Genomic DNA, 16,479 nt, shown 5'->3' on the forward strand with positions numbered 1-16,479 from the left:
GCATTTTGCGGAGTTGATAATGCAGGGTTCGTTTCAGGTCGCTCAGGCAACCGGCACCGGCAATTCCACCAATTCGGCTCCCGTACGAATTTACAAGCTGACCAAGCCGCTGACCGATCAGGCGGTGGTCGTCAATCTTGGATACGACCAGAAGGTGAAGGTCGATTTTTCGTCGATCGCCAATGAAAAGATCACGCTGGTTCACGTCGGCGAAAAGCTGATCATCCTGTTCGACAACCAGTCGACCGTCACGGTTGAGCCGTTCTTCGACTCCCGTGCGGATGGGCAGAAGAATGTCACGATCGAGATGGCGCCGGGGCGCGAGGTTTCGGTCCAGGAATTCGCCAATCTGTTTCCGATCAGCACGGACGCCTCGGTGTTGCCGGCCGCCGACAATGGCGGCAACTCGAACGGCAACGCGCAGGCGAGCGGCGCGAACTTCAGTCCGTTCGCGGTCGATCCGTTAGCTCCTGTGCCGACCAACGTGTTGGCGCCGCAGGAAGAGTTGCCGAACCTCGTGACTGCGCTGCCGCCGACCGGCTTCGTGCTGGGCATTGCTCCGCCTCCGATCATTTCCGGCAATCCCCTGTCGGCGCTGATTGTCGATGAGAGCTTCCTGACCGCGGCCACCAACCATGGCGTTGCCGGTTCGGGGCTCGGACCCGCAGGGGCAACGGTCGCGTCTGTGCAGGTGTCGTTCAACGTCACGGTACCGGGCGGCCAGCAGTCGCTGACCTATGCGCTGTCGGTCACGACACCGAACGAAGATTCCGGTCTGATCGATTCGGCGACCGGTCAGCACGTTCTGCTGACGGTCAACGCGGCCGGCGTCGTGGAAGGGCGCACGGCGATCAGTGGCGATCTGGTCCTCACGGTCTCGGTTGACGCTACCGGTCATGTGACGCTGACCGATCTGCGCGCGGTTCATGAGGCAACGCCGGGCAACTTCAATGAAGGGATCACGCTGGCGTCGGGTCTGATCACGCTGACCGCCACCGTGACTGACAACAACAATCAGTCGGCAAGTGCGAGCGTCGATGTCGGCTCGCATCTGACCATCCTTGACGATGGTCCGGTGGCGGGCACGGTGACCGGCGCGACCGACACGCTGGTGCTGGATGAGACGCGTCCTGTCGGCAGCGACACCGCGGGCGGCACGACACCGACCGGCCTCGCCAGTGTGACGGCGGACTTCTCCAACAATTTCACCGGCGGCAGCTACGGCGCCGACGGTGCCGGCAGCACTGCCTACACGCTGCATCTCACCGGCACGAACGTGGCCTCGGGCCTCTATGCACTTGATCCGACCGACACCAACCCGGCTCATTTCGGGCAGGGTGCGCAGATCGTGCTCAACCAGGTCGGTGACACCATCACCGGCTCGGCGAACGGCACGACCTACTTCACGATCACGATCAACGAGACGACCGGGATCGTCACCTTCACCCAGGTCAACAACATCTGGCATGCCGATCCGACCAACCCGGATGACGCGGCGACGTTGACCCTCTCCAGCGCCAGCCTGCTGCAGGTGGTGCAGACCATCACTGACGCGGATGGCGACAGCGTGACAACGCCGATCAACCTCGGTGGCGGCGTGTTCACAATTCAGGACAGCGGTCCGACGGCCGGCACGGTGATCGAGAAGGAAGGCCCGGCGGAAACGCTGGTGCTGGACGAGTCGCGCCCGGTTGGCAGCGACACGCCGGGCGGCTTTGCGCCGAGCGGGCTTGCCAGCGTGACGGCGGACTTCTCCCACGACTTTACCTCCGGCAGCTACGGCAGCGACGGCCCCGGCCATACGGCCTACACGCTGAAGCTCACGGGCTCGAACGTGGCCTCGGGTCTCTACGCGCTGGATCCGACCGACACGACCACTGCTGACGGCGACGGCATCGGACAGGGCGCGCAGATCATCCTCAATCAGTCCGGCAACACGATCACCGGCTCCGCCGGCGGGACGACGTATTTCACCATCACGATTGATCCGTCGACCGGTATCGTCACCTTCACGCAGTCGAACAACATCTGGCATTCTGACCCGAAGAATCCGGACGATCCGGCAACGCTGACGCTGTCGAGCCCGAGCCTGCTGCAGGTGGTGCAGACCATCACCGACGCGGACGGCGACAGCGTGTCGACGCCGCTCGATGTCGGCACCCGTGTGTTCACGATCCAGGACAGCGGCCCGACCGCCGGTACGGTGACCGGCCCGACCGACACCCTGGTGCTGGATGAGACCCGTCCGGTTGGCACGGACACTGCGGGCGGCACGGCGCCGACCGGCCTCGACACCGTCACGGCGGACTTCTCCAACAACTTCACGCCCGGCAGCTATGGCAGCGACGGCCCGGGCCACACGACCTACACGCTGAACCTCGTCGGCGCGAATGTGGCGTCCGGTCTCTACGCGCTTGATGCCGCCGACACGACCACCGCCGACGGCGACGGCATTGGGCAGGGTGCGCAGATTCTGCTGAACCAGGTCGGCAACACGATCACCGGCTCGGCTGGCGGCACCGATTACTTTACGATCACGATCGATCCCTCGACCGGGATCGTCACCTTCACCCAGCTCAACAATATCTGGCACTCCGATCCGACCAATCCGGACGATGCGGCGACGCTGACGTTGGCTGGCGCCAATCTGCTGCAGGTGGTGCAGACCATCGTCGATGCCGACGGTGACAGCGTGACGACGCCGCTCGATGTCGGCACCGGCGTGTTCACGATCCAGGACAGCGGCCCGAGCGCCGGCACGGTGATCGCCGCGGCGGATACGTTGGTGCTGGACGAGACCCGTCCTGTCGGTGCCGACACCGCGGGCGGCGCCGCGCCGACCGGCCTCGACACCGTCACGGCGGACTTCTCGAACAACTTCTCGGCCGGCAGCTACGGCAGTGACGGTGCTGGCAACACGACCTACACGCTGAAGCTCACCGGCGCCAACGTGGCGTCCGGCCTCTTTGCGCTCGATGCGACCGACACGACCACCGCCGACGGCGATGGCGTCGGGCAGGGCGCGCAGATCGTGCTCAACCAGGTCGGTGACACCATCACCGGCTCGGCGAACGGCACGACCTACTTCACGATCACGATCGACGAGACGACCGGCATCGTGACGTTCACCCAGCTCAACAACATCTGGCATTCCGATCCGACCAATCCGGATGACTCCGCGACGCTGACGCTGTCGGCTGCCAATCTGCTGCAGGTGGTGCAGACCATCACCGACGCGGACGGCGACCACGTGACGACGCCGCTCGACGTCGGCACCGGCGTGTTCACGATCCAGGACAGCGGCCCGACGGCGGGCACGGTGACCGGTCCGACCGACACCCTCGTGCTGGACGAGACCCGTCCCGTTGGCAGCGACACCGCGGGCGGCACGGCGCCGACCGGGCTCGACACCGTGACGGCGGACTTCTCCAACAACTTCACCGGCGGCAGCTACGGCAGCGACGGTGCTGGCAGCACGACCTACACGCTGAAGCTCACCGGTGCGAACGTCGCCTCCGGCCTCTATGCGCTCGATCCGACCGACAAGACCGCCGGCGACGGCGACGGCATCGGGCAGGGAACGCAGATCGTGCTCAACCAGGTCGGTGACACCATCACCGGCTCGGCGAACGGCACGACCTACTTCACGATTGCGATCGACGAGACGACCGGGATCGTGACGTTCACCCAGCTCAACAACATCTGGCACTCTGATCCGAACAACCCGGATGACTCCGCGACGCTGACGCTGTCTGGCGCGAATCTGCTGCAGGTGGTGCAGACCATCGTCGATGCCGACGGCGACAGCGTGTCGACGCCGCTCGATCTCGGCACCGGTGTGTTCACCATCCAGGACAGCGGCCCGACCGCGAGCACGCTGTCCGGCGCAACGGACACGCTGGTACTCGACGAGACGCGTCCTGTCGGCACGGACACCGCGGGCGGCACAGCGCCGACCGGGCTCGACACCGTGACGGCGGATTTCTCGAACGGCTTCGCCGGCGGCAGCTATGGCAGCGATGGCCCGGGCAATTCGGCCTACACGCTGAAGCTCACCGGCGCCAACGTCGCGTCCGGCCTCTACGCCCTTGATGCGACCGACACGACCACCGGCGACGGCGACGGCATCGGGCAGGGTGCGCAGATCGTGCTGAACCAGGTCGGCAACACGATCACCGGCTCGGCCGGCGGCACCGATTACTTCACGATCACGATCGATCCCGCGACCGGGATCGTGACCTTCACCCAGCTCAACAATATCTGGCACTCCGATCCGACCAACCCGGATGACGCCGCGACGCTGACGCTGACGCGCCCCGAACTGCTGCAGCTCGTGCAGACCATCACCGACGCCGACGGCGACAGCGTGACGACGTCGCTCAACCTCGGCACCGGTGTGTTCGCGATCCAGGACAGCGGCCCGACCGCCGGCACGGTGATCGCGGCGGCAGATACGTTGGTTCTGGACGAGACCCGTCCCGTCGGCGCCGACACGGCGGGCGGCACGGCGCCGACCGGCCTCGACACCGTGACGGCAGACTTCTCGAACAACTTCTCGGCCGGCAGCTACGGCAGCGACGGCCCGGGCAACACGACCTACACGCTGAAGCTCACCGGCGCCAACGTCGCGTCCGGGCTCTTTGCGCTCGATGCGACCGACACGACCACCGGCGACGGCGATGGCATCGGGCAGGGTGCACAGATCCTGCTGAACCAGGTCGGCAACACCATCACCGGCTCGGTTGGCGGGACCAATTACTTCACGATCACGATCGATCCCTCGACGGGGATCGTCAGCTTCACCCAGCTCAACAACATCTGGCATTCCGATCCGACCAATCCGGACGATCCTGCGACGCTGACGCTGTCGGCTGCCAACCTGCTACAGGTGGTGCAGACCATCACCGACGCGGACGGCGACAGCGTGACGACGCCGCTCGACCTCGGTACCGGCGTGTTCACGATCCAGGACAGCGGTCCGACGGCGGGCACAGTGACCGGCCCAACCGACACCTTGGTGCTGGACGAGACCCGTCCCACCGGAACGGATACTGCCGGCGGCACGGCGCCGACCGGGCTCGACACCGTGACGGCGGACTTCTCCAACAACTTCACCGCCGGCAACTATGGTTCCGATGGTGCTGGGTCGACGACCTACACGCTGAAGCTGACCGGTGCGAACGTCGCCTCCGGTCTGTACGCTCTCGATCCGACCGACAAGACCGCCGGCGACGGCGACGGCATCGGGCAGGGAACGCAGATCGTGCTCAACCAGGTCGGTGACACGATCACCGGTTCGGCGAACGGCACGACCTACTTCACGATCACGATCAACGAGACGACCGGGATCGTGACGTTCACCCAGCTCAACAACATCTGGCACTCTGATCCGAACGACCCGGATGACTCCGCGACGCTGACGCTGTCTGGCGCGAATCTGCTGCAGGTGGTGCAGACCATCGTCGATGCCGACGGCGACAGCGTGTCGACGCCTCTCGATCTCGGCACCGGTGTGTTCACCATCCAGGACAGCGGCCCGACGGCGGGCACGGTGACCGGCCCGACCGACACCTTGGTGCTGGACGAGACCCGTCCCACCGGAACGGATACTGCCGGCGGCACGGCGCCGACCGGGCTCGACACCGTGACGGCGGACTTCTCCAACAACTTCACCGCCGGCAACTATGGTTCCGATGGTGCTGGGTCGACGACCTACACGCTGAAGCTGACCGGTGCGAACGTCGCCTCCGGTCTGTACGCTCTCGATCCGACCGACAAGACCGCCGGCGACGGCGACGGCATCGGGCAGGGAACGCAGATCGTGCTCAACCAGGTCGGTGACACGATCACCGGTTCGGCGAACGGCACGACCTACTTCACGATCACGATCAACGAGACGACCGGGATCGTGACGTTCACCCAGCTCAACAACATCTGGCACTCCGATCCGACCAACCCGGACGATGCCGCGACGCTGACCCTGTCGGCCGCGAACCTGCTTCAGGTGGTGCAGACCATCACCGATGCGGATGGCGACAGCGTTGCGACGCCGCTCAACCTCGGCACCGGCGTGTTCACGATCCAGGACAGCGGCCCGACGGCAGGTACCGTGACCGGTCCGACCGACACCCTCGTGCTGGACGAGACCCGTCCCACAGGAACGGATACTGCCGGCGGCACGGCGCCGACCGGGCTCGACACCGTGACGGCGGACTTCTCCAACAACTTCACCGCCGGCAGCTACGGCAGCGATGGTGCTGGGTCGACGACGTACACGCTGAAGCTGACGGGCTCGAACGTCGCCTCCGGCCTCTATGCGCTCGATCCGACCGACAAGACCGCCGGCGACGGCGATGGCATCGGCCAAGGTACGCAGATCGTGCTCAACCAGGTCGGCGACACGATCACCGGTTCGGCGAACGGCACGACCTACTTCACGATCACGATCAATGAGACGACCGGGATCGTGACGTTCACCCAGCTCAACAACATCTGGCACTCCGATCCGACCAACCCGGACGATGCGGCGACGCTGACGCTGACGCGCCCTGAGTTGCTGCAGGTGGTGCAGACCATCACGGACGCCGATGGTGATAGCGTGACGACGCCGCTCAACCTCGGCACCGGCGTGTTCACGATCCAGGACAGCGGCCCGACGGCAGGTACCGTGACCGGTCCGACCGACACCCTCGTGCTGGACGAGACCCGTCCCGTTGGCAGCGACACCGCAGGCGGCACAGCGCCGACCGGCCTTGATTCCGTGACGGCGGACTTCTCCAACAACTTCACCGGTGGCAGCTACGGCAGCGACGGTGCTGGCAGCACGACGTACACGCTGAAGCTCACCGGTGCGAACGTGGCCTCCGGCCTCTATGCGCTCGATCCGACCGACAAGACCGCCGGCGACGGCGATGGTATCGGACAGGGTGCGCAGATCGTGCTCAACCAGGTCGGCAACACCATCACCGGCTCAGTCGGCGGCACTAACTACTTCACGATCACGATCGATCCTTCGACCGGCATCGTGACCTTCACCCAGCTTAACAATATCTGGCACTCCGATCCGACCAACCCGGATGACTCCGCGACGCTGACGCTGTCTGGCGCGAATCTGCTGCAGGTGGTGCAGACCATCACCGATGCGGACGGCGACAGCGTGTCGACGCCGCTGAACCTCGGCACCGGCGTGTTCACGATCCAGGACAGCGGCCCGACCGCCGGCACGGTGACCGGCCCGACCGATACCTTGGTGCTGGACGAGACGCGTCCTGTTGGCACCGACACCGCGGGCGGCACGGCGCCGAACGGGCTTGTTTCCGTGACGGCGAACTTCTCCGACAACTTCACCGGCGGTAGCTATGGCAGCGACGGTGCTGGTTCGACGACCTACACGCTGAAGCTGACGGGCTCGAACGTGGCCTCCGGCCTCTATGCGCTCGATGCGACCGACAAGACTGCCGGCGACGGCGATGGTATCGGACAGGGTGCGCAGATTCTGCTGAACCAGTCCGGCAACACGATCACCGGTTCGGTTGGCGCGACGACCTACTTCACGATCACCATTGATCCCGCGACCGGGATCGTGACCTTCACCCAGGTCAACAACATCTGGCACTCCGATCCGAACAATTCGGACGATGCGGCCACGCTGACGCTGGCTAGCGCCAATCTGTTGCAGGTGGTGCAGACCATCGTCGATGCCGACGGCGACAGCGTGTCGACGCCGCTCGACCTCGGCACCGGTGTGTTCACGATCCAGGACAGCGGTCCGACGGCGCCGACAGCGACGGTCAGCGCAGCTAACATCGGCGTGGACGAGACGCCCGGCGTGCAGACCATCGGTGGCGCGAGCGACGTGCTCGGCTCCACTGCGATCACGTTCAACGGTGCCGCCAGCACTGTCGCCGCGCTGTTCAGCACGGTCGCGAACAAGGGCGTCGACACCGATGTGTCGGCAGCGTCACTTGACAACGGTGCGCTCAGCTTTGCCTCGACGGGCGCGAGCAGCATCCTGGCGGTGGCCGGCGGCAGCTTCGGCTCTGACGGCGCGGGGTCTACGACCTATGCGTTGAGCGTCCTCAGCGCTGCGTCAGGTCTGACATTGACGGATGGCGCAGGGATCGAGCTGTCGCTGGATGCCAGCGGCCGGATCATCGGTACTGTGGGCAACGATGTCGCCAACCCGAGCCTGACGGGCCAAACGGCCTTCGCGATCGCCATCGATCCGATCACCGGTCAGCTCTATGTGGCGGACTATCTCTCGCTCCACCACAACAGCACCGCCAGTCCGAACGATCTGCTGACGATGACGGCCGGCAAGATCGGCGCGACGGTCACGTTGACGGACGCCGATGGCGATCATGTGACGGCCACCGCCGACATCAGCACTCATATCAGCTTCCTCGACGACGGCCCGAGTTTCGGCACGATCGAGCATGGAATCATTGCCGATTACGCGGGAGTGTCCGTGCTCGGTAACCTACCCGTGTTCTCCGGCGCCGATGGTTTTGGCGCATATGACTTCACCTTGACTGGAAACACGCCGCCGGCCGGTCTGACGTTCAATGGCCAGACCGTGCACTATTCCATCGACGCATTTGGACAGAATTTGACGGCCTATATCGGTGCGGCCCCGTCGGCAGCGAATAATATCTTCACGCTGAATCTGGATGACACAAGCGGTCACTACCTATTCACTTTGCTTCAGCCATTCACGGAGACGACGATCCAGAATGTCGGCAGTTCATCCTCCTTCGGCTCGGGACCATCGGAAGAGCAGATTCTTTCTTCGAACACCGATCAGCTGGCGGTTGTTTCGGGCTCGACCTCCGGCGGCAGCCAAGGCGGTGTGAACGGATCAACCAGCGGTTGGGGCGTCGACAACAATAACTTCGACCCCAATGAAAAGCTGCTGTTCGATTTCACGAGCGGCGCAATCGCCAGCCCGGTCGGCAACGCCGCGTTCCATCCGCCGGCAAACGAATCGGTCGCGAACTACACGTTCTCGCACTACGCCAGCGGCGACAAAATCCACTATGTCGTATCTTATTGGGACGGAGTGCACGCCGCCTCCATCACATCGGTATCCGGTGATTTCGATCCTTCCACCCACACCACGGTCGCCACCGAATGGTCGACGCCCACAGCGCCGGCCGGCATGCAGCTCTACACTGTCCAGTTCACGGACGTGACAGGCAGCGGCAAGGTCGACCTGGTTGGCGTCGGAGTTTCGTCGACCACGAACGTCTCCGAGGATCTGAGCTTCAACGTGTCGACGATTGACGGTGACGGCGACACGGCGTCGAGCACCATCAATATCAACATTAATGGCACCACGACCCTGTTGGGCACGGCCGGCAATGATGTCATTGTCGCCGGACCAACCAGCGAGACGCTCACTGGCAATGGTGGGGACGACAAGTTTGTTCTCAATCTCAGCGCCCACCAAATCATCAGTGATTTCAACAGCGGTGATACGCTCCTTCTCGACGTGGCCGGTCTGAGCCTGCCGACGGGCGCCTCAAACGCCCTTACGGCCGGTCAGTTCACGTCATCGGCAGTCACCGGCGGGACCGAGAACAGCGCCAGCGCCTGGAACGAAAGTGCCAGCACGAACAAGTTCTTCTTCAACAATACGACCCATGAGCTCTGGTACTCGGCAAATGGCACGGGCTCCGACAAGGTGGACCTCGCACATGTGAGCACCGGCTTGCCGGCGGCTACGAACGTTCATATTTTCTAGGCCAGGCTTGCAGCAAAATCGAAAATCCGCGGAGACCTCTCCGCGGATTTTTACTGATTGAATTGTCGCCTTGCTCGCGCGCAATCACATCAGCACGGGCAGGAAGCCCAAGAGCGGGCTTGCCGCGTCCAGCGCTTCCGCGCCGGTCCATTCGGTCTCCACCGCATTGGCGGCCGCCGGCGCCGCGTCGAGTTCATCGCCGAGCGGGAGCCGCTTGGCGTAAGGTGCCGCAAACAGCTGCACGCCGCGGTCGTTGATCGCGAACATCGGCGTGAAGTTGCCGAGCTCGCCGTCGTCGATCAGTTCGGAGCGGCGGCTGTCCAGGATCAGCCAATGGCCATCCAGGCGCGCCGCCAGCACGGCATGATCCTGGCGGATGGTGCGATCGCGACCCAGCACCAGGCGCAGATCCTCGCGCGGGAAGCCGGCTTCGCTGAGCGCGATGTATTTTGCGATCGCATAGTCCTCGCAGTCGCCCTTGCCGGTCGCGAAGGTGGCGAGCGGGGCGGTCCAGCGGTCGGCCTCGCCGTGCTGGGCGAAGTCGCTGACATAGCGGATCGCCTGGTTGACGGCGCGGTTGGCCTCATCCAGCCGGTCGCGTCCGGATCTGGACTTGACCGCGCCGATCAGGCGAAGGAATTGCGCGGCTTGCGATGGGCAGCCGGCAGCGCTGTCCCGGCATTGCTCGAGAACGCTCTGCTCCTTTGCGAGATCGGATTCGAGGCCGCGCCATTTGCGCCACAGGCCGTTTTCCGGTGCGCGGAAGGTGAACAGGCCAAACGGCTCGGCGCCGACAGGCGGAAGCGGCTTTGCCGCGGGCACCGCGTCGGTCGCGGTGTTTGGCGGCGTGAGCGAGGCGGTGCGAATGGCGTTCGGACCACGGCCGCGCTGCCGGTCGAGCTTGGCCAGGACGTCGGCGATGGTGAAGAAGGTGGCAGGCGGGCGGTTCGACGCGGCGTCCACGGCGCGCGCGCGTTCGCCGGCGGGTCTTCCAAGAGAGAGCTCGTCCGCGGCAAACGCGGCAGGCGTGGCGCAAAGACCGATTGTCAGTGCAGCCGCGGCCAAGACCGCCGACGAAGCAAACTTCAACGACTTCATATGACGTCCCCAATGTCGGGGACCGTCAACGTCTGTGCGTCGATCTGCGTCCCCGCTGTTATCGGGACGCAAACTGGCGCCTTGGCAGCTTAAGCGGAGTTAAGTGGAGGGGGCCGCCGCCTCGAATGTCAAAAAGGCGGTCAATCCGGGGTTTGCCGGTTCGTTCGAAATTGAACGAACCGAGGTCACGATCGGTTAACCACGGACTCCCTGGTCGCGATCAGCGTTCGCGCAGGGCCTCGTCGCGCAGCAGGCGAGCGGGCTTCACGATGTAGTCCAGCACCGATTTCTCGCCGGTCAGGACCTCGACCGTGGTCACCATGCCCGGAATGATCGGCAGCGGATGCTGTTCGGTGCCGAGATGGTTCTTATCGGTGCGCACCATGACCCGGTAGAAGGTTTCCTGGCGTTCGGTCTTTTCCGCCTTGTCGTCGACGATGGTGTCGGCGCTGATGCGTTCGACCTTGCCCTTCAGCGATCCATAGACCGAAGAATCATAGGCGCTGATCTTCACCACCGCATCCTGGTCGGGACGGATAAACGCGATGTCCTGGGGACGAATCCGGCCTTCCACCAGCAGCGTGTCGTCCAGCGGCACGATGTCCATCAGGTTGGCGCCCGGCTGCACGACGGCACCGATGGTGCTGATGTTCAGTTTGTTGACGATGCCATGGACCGGCGCCTTCAGATCCGTGCGGCGCACCCGGTCCTGGGCGGACTTGATGTTCTCGTCGAGCACGGCGAGGTCGGCACGCGATTTGGCGAGATCCTCGTCGGCCTGCGAACGGAACGACGCGGTGATGTTCGCGATCTTCGACTGCGCTTCGGCCAGCTGTCCCTTCATCTCGGTTGCCTGCCGATCAAGTCGCAGCATCTCGATCTCGGGCACGACCTTCTGCTCATACAGCCTGCGCGTCAGGGTCTGCTCGCGCTCCAGGAGCTTGAGGGAGCCGGTGAGGCGGGTGACCTGCTGGTTGAGAACGTCGATGTCCTGCGCGACCTTCTGACCCCGCATCTTGAACACGCTGGTCTCCGTCGCGACGGCGGCGGGAACCATCTTGTCGAGATCATCCGGGAAGGTGATCTCGGCTCGGCCGCGCGCCTCGGCGTCGAGACGCGCCACCCGCGCCGCCATCGCCGCGCGGCGCTCGCGGATCTCGCCGAACTCGGAAGCGAATTTCGTATCGTCGATGCGCATCAGGGACTGGCCCTGCTGAACGATGTCGCCTTCCCGGATCAGGATGTCGCCGACGATCCCGCCTTCGAGCGATTGAACCACCTGCATCTGTCGCGACGGCACGACGCGGCCGCTGCCGCGCTTGACCTCGTCCAGCACGGCAAAATGAGCCCAGATCAAGAACGTCGCAAGCAGCGCGCACGAGGTCCACAGCAGCATGCGGGAGGTGCGCGGCGTGCGCAGCAGCGCCGCGGACCGGATATCATTTGCAAAGGTGAAATCGGAAGACGCCATAATGTATTTGCTCGTTATGCGGATTTCGGCTGAATCGTATTCTCCGGCGACGGGGCCGCGGACGCCGGCCGGCCCTGGAGCAGGGCGAGCACCTTGTCGCGCGGGCCGTCGGCAACCAGGCGGCCATTGTCGAACAGCAGCAAGCGATCGACCATATTCAGCAATGACAGGCGATGCGTCGAAATGATGATGGTCATGCGATCATCATTGAGCCCCTTGAGCCGCTCAAGGAATTCCTGTTCGCTGCGAATATCGAAGTGCGCCGTCGGCTCGTCGAGAAACAGCACGCGAGGCTTGCGGATCAAAACGCGCGCGAGCCCGATGGCCTGCTTCTGGCCGCCCGACAGGCTGCGGCCGCCTTCCGAGATGGGCATGTCATAGCCCATCGGGTGGCCGGCGATGAAGCTCTCGACGCCGGAGAGCCGCGCGGCAAGCAGGACTTCCTCGTCGGTCGCTTCCGGTTTGCCAAGGGCGATGTTGTCGCGCAGCTTGCCGAAGAACAGGTCGGTATCCTGCATCGCGAAGCCGATGCCGGCGCGCAGGTCCGAGGGATCATATTGGCGCGAGTCGACGCCATCGACCAGGATGCGGCCTTCCTTCGGCTCGTAAAATCCGAGCAGCAACCTGCCGACCGTGGTCTTGCCAGATCCCACCCTGCCGATGATGCCGACCTTCTCTCCGCCCTCGATCTTGAAGCTGACCTTTTCGAGCGCGTTACCCGGCGCGTTGGGGTAGGCGAACGACACGTTCTCGAAGGCGACCTTGCCGTCTTCGATTCGTCTTGCGACATAGGACCGGGTCGGCGACCGTTCCCGCTCGATCGACATGATGCGGTCGATCGCCTTGAGGGCCGTGATCGTCTGCGTACCCTTGGTGATCACCGAGGCGATCCCGGCGATCGGCGCCAGAACGCGGCCGGCGAGCATGTTTGCGGCGACCAGCGCGCCGACGCTCAGCTTGCCGTCGAGGATCAGGAAAATGCCGACGATGACGAGGAGCAGGCTCGTGATCTGCTGGGCCGTGCTCGCGCTCGTCAGCGACATCGACGACCAGAAGTGAACGTCCTCGCCGGATCGGGCGGTCGCGGCAACCGAGCGTTCCCACAACGTCTGCATGCGGGCCTCGGCGCCGGTCGCACGGACGGTTTCGAGGCCGGACAGGGACTCGACCAGCACGCCGTGCCGGGCGGCGGATTCTGCCTGCAGCCGCTTGATGGCGCGATCGAGCGGGCGCTGCAGCAGGAAGCCGATCAGCATGACCAGCGGCAGCATGATCAGCGGAATCCAGGCCAGCGGTCCGGCGATGAGGAACAGCACGCCAACGAAGAGGATGGCGAACAGCAGGTCGGTCGCCGAAACCACGCTTCCGGAGGTGAAGAACTCGCGCACCGAGTCGAAGTCGCGGAGCTGATTGGCCAGGATGCCGACCGAAGTCGGCCGCTGCGCCATCTTCACCGACATCACGTGCTCGAAAATGTTCGCTGCCAGCACGACGTCGATGGTCTTGCCGGTCACGTCGATCATGCGGCTGCGGACCATGCGGAAGATGAAATCGAAGACGATGCCGAGCCCCATGCCGATCGAGAGCGCGATCAGGGAAGGGATCGCCCCGTTGGGGATGACGCGGTCATAGACGCTCATCGTGAACAGCGGTGTCGCCAGCGCGAGGATGTTGGTCAGAAAGGCCGCGACCGCGATGTGCCCGTAGCTGCGCCAATGCGTCTTCACCACCGACCAGAACCAGTGGCTCTTGGGGATGTCGCCTGCGGCGACGGCGCGCGCATCGGCCTGCGGCGCGCTTCTCACCAGGAACGCATAGCCGGTATAGTCCGTGGCGAGCGAGGCGATGTCGGCGACGCGCGGGCTGGTCGGCGTCGCCGGATCAACGACCTTGATCGACTTGTTCGCCGGGTCCACACCCAGAAGGATCAGCGCGGAGCCGTTCTTCATGACGAGGACGGCCGGCAGGACCAGCGCGGGAATGTCTGAAATGTCGCGCTTGACGGCCTCGGTCTCCAGACCGGCGCGCCTTGCCGCGCGGTCGTAGAGCGAGACGGACAAGCGTCCGTCCGTGATCGGAAGTCCGCCGAGCAGAGCTTCGCGGCTCACCGCGCGGCCGTGATGGGCGGCGAGATAAGTCAACGATGCAGTGAGGGGATCGTCGCCCAGCGCGCGTGGCCCATTTATCGCGACAGGCTTTGAGGTTGAGTCATCCGGCGAGGGGCGGACGGCGTCGGCCGCCGCGCTGGGGGTTCGAAACAACAACTGAAACCTCGACAAGCAAAATGGAAATGCAGCAATCGCACTAGATTTCGGGCAGACTACAACAAACAGCGAACAAATTCAGCGAAACTTATCTTAACGATTAATAAGGAATCGAAAGGGCCCCGACTTGGGGCCCTTCCGGCAGTCCTGTCCTGAGCTTGTTGGCGGTCGCTATCGAGCGGAACTCGGGAAGGCCGACAGCAGCCAGTGGGGCTTGGTCGACGCATAGGAGCTCGCGTTCGCCGTGACCGACGGATCCGCGTAAATGACGTTCGGGCCGTCCGCAGCGGTCTTTTGCTGCTGCATCCATTCCGCTGAGCCGGGCACCGCTGCAGTCGTCGTCGCGCCGGTGAAGCGGTCCGCAAAGCCAACGTCCTTCGTCTGGGCTGCCGCATAGGTCTTGGCAGGACGGACGACAGGCGCCGGAACGGCGACGCGCAGCGGCTCGGACCCGGTTTGCGGGAGGTTCACGCGAAGCGTCGGGAACGAGTAGCGGGGCAGGCCAATCGAAAGCATGTCCGTCGGCGCGGCATCGACCGGCGGCGGAGCCTTCAGATACTCAATCAGCGTCCCCATCGCGGCCAGCAGCTGATAGTCCGCGAACACGACCACGCCGCGGGCGGAGGTGAGCGAGACGGACGTGTTGAAGAACTGGTTTTGCGCGTTCAGGAGATCGATCAGGGAGCGCTGGCCGAGCTCGTATTCCTTCTGGTAGGCCGTGATGGTCTTCCTGGCTGCTTCCAGCTCACGGGTCAGGGCGCCGATGCGCGTCGCCGTAATCGTACGGGCATTCCACGCCTTGTCGATCGACTCATACGCGTCGCGCTGCAGGCGGGCGTGGCGCATGGTCGCTTCGGTATAGCGCTCGGCCTTCTCCGACCGATTCCACGCATCCTGGCCGCCGCGGAAGATGTCCCACGACATCACAACCTTGCCGCTGTAGTCCTCATGCGTGATGGAGGGAGTTCCCGGGGCCGCCACGTAGGGGTAGGAGTTGTCGTAATGGGTTGCCCGTCCCTCGAGATAGAATTTCGGGCCGAATGTGCCGTCCGTGGCCTTGAACGCATGCTTGGCGGCGTCGGCGTCGGACTGTGCCGCCGCGATCGTCGAATTGAACCGGAGGGTGGTCGCCAGCGCTTCGTCGCGGCTGTGCGGCAATCCCGCCAAAGGAGCAGGGAAGCGAACGTTGATCGGCTCGAGGCCAACCGTCTTGCGGTACTTCGCCCTGGCGTCATCCAGGCTGCGCTGGAATTCGGCGAGCGCCGCGCGGGCGGCCTCGACGCGCTCGCGGGCTTGCTCCAGGTCGCCTTCGCCGGCCCGGCCGCCCGAGAAGCGGGAGTTCACGTTCGAAAATATCTTCTCGTGGTTGGCGACGTTTTGCTGGGCAAGACTGACCAGCCGCATGTAGCGCACGACGTCGATGTAGCCTTCGGCGGCGTCGAGAGCCAGCAGCTCGGTTCTCTCCTTGACGCGGGAGGCAGCGGCATTGACGCGCGCGGTCTGGCGCCAGACGTCATAGATCGACGAAAATCCGTCCCACAGCAGCTGGCGCACCACGACTGATTCCTGGCTGCCATTGCGCCATGGTCCTGAACCCACGGTCGGCGCCGCCTGGATGTTCGGGGTGATGAAGCCCGGCGATTGATCGAATTTTTCCGGGCCGTAGCTGGCGTCAATGCGCACCTGCGGCAGCAGTGTGCTTTGGGTTTGCCGCAGCTCGCTTTCCGTCGCCCGCCGGTTCGCCGAAGCCTCGCCGATACCCGGGTTGGTCTGCATGGCCTGGCGCAATGCATCATTAATAGAAAAAACCTCGGCACATGCTGGCGTTGCCGCCAAGCATAGGCACGCGATGACCGTGTATGCCGACTTCATAATCTCCGCCCCTACTCACAAAAATATTACGT

General features: G+C 64.4%; 5 protein-coding genes. 1 reads left to right on the plus strand and 4 read right to left on the minus strand.

The features are described 5' to 3' along the window. Positions 1-19: 19 nt before the first annotated feature. On the plus strand, positions 20-9,742 hold the full coding sequence (locus XI02_RS17415) for a DUF5801 repeats-in-toxin domain-containing protein (protein ID WP_194483460.1): 9,723 nt from the start codon (positions 20-22) through the stop codon (positions 9,740-9,742). 84 nt (positions 9,743-9,826) lie between these two features. On the opposite strand, the gene XI02_RS17420 is transcribed toward XI02_RS17415, so the two are convergent. The 4 genes from XI02_RS17420 to XI02_RS17435 all read right to left on the minus strand — a co-directional run bounded on the left by XI02_RS17420 (position 9,827) and on the right by XI02_RS17435 (position 16,351). Beyond that, positions 9,827-10,840, minus strand: a complete 1,014-nt coding sequence (locus XI02_RS17420) for a transglutaminase-like cysteine peptidase (RefSeq protein WP_018270879.1) — start codon at positions 10,838-10,840, stop codon at positions 9,827-9,829. Positions 10,841-11,060: 220 nt separating this feature from the next. Next, positions 11,061-12,311, minus strand: coding sequence for an HlyD family type I secretion periplasmic adaptor subunit (locus XI02_RS17425; RefSeq protein ID WP_018270880.1), 1,251 nt, complete (start codon positions 12,309-12,311; stop codon positions 11,061-11,063). A 14-nt stretch (positions 12,312-12,325) separates the two neighbouring features. Continuing rightward, positions 12,326-14,497, minus strand: coding sequence for a type I secretion system permease/ATPase (locus XI02_RS17430; protein ID WP_051110152.1), 2,172 nt, complete (start codon positions 14,495-14,497; stop codon positions 12,326-12,328). A gap of 249 nt (positions 14,498-14,746) precedes the next feature. After that, positions 14,747-16,351 (minus strand): TolC family outer membrane protein, encoded by a 1,605-nt coding sequence (locus tag XI02_RS17435; RefSeq protein ID WP_244980696.1) that lies wholly within the window; start codon positions 16,349-16,351, stop codon positions 14,747-14,749. Between the last annotated feature and the right edge of the window lie 128 nt (positions 16,352-16,479).

The sequence above is a fragment of the Bradyrhizobium sp. CCBAU 21365 genome, from assembly GCF_015291305.1.
In the GTDB taxonomy this organism is placed as follows: domain Bacteria; phylum Pseudomonadota; class Alphaproteobacteria; order Rhizobiales; family Xanthobacteraceae; genus Bradyrhizobium; species Bradyrhizobium elkanii.

Coding starts and splice junctions, on each gene's coding strand:
- XI02_RS17415 (WP_194483460.1), top strand. CDS start 20: ATGCAGGGTTCGTTTCAGGTCGCTCAGGCAACCGGCACCGGCAATTCC.
- XI02_RS17420 (WP_018270879.1), bottom strand. CDS start 10,840: ATGAAGTCGTTGAAGTTTGCTTCGTCGGCGGTCTTGGCCGCGGCTGCA.
- XI02_RS17425 (WP_018270880.1), bottom strand. CDS start 12,311: ATGGCGTCTTCCGATTTCACCTTTGCAAATGATATCCGGTCCGCGGCG.
- XI02_RS17435 (WP_244980696.1), bottom strand. CDS start 16,351: ATGCAGACCAACCCGGGTATCGGCGAGGCTTCGGCGAACCGGCGGGCG.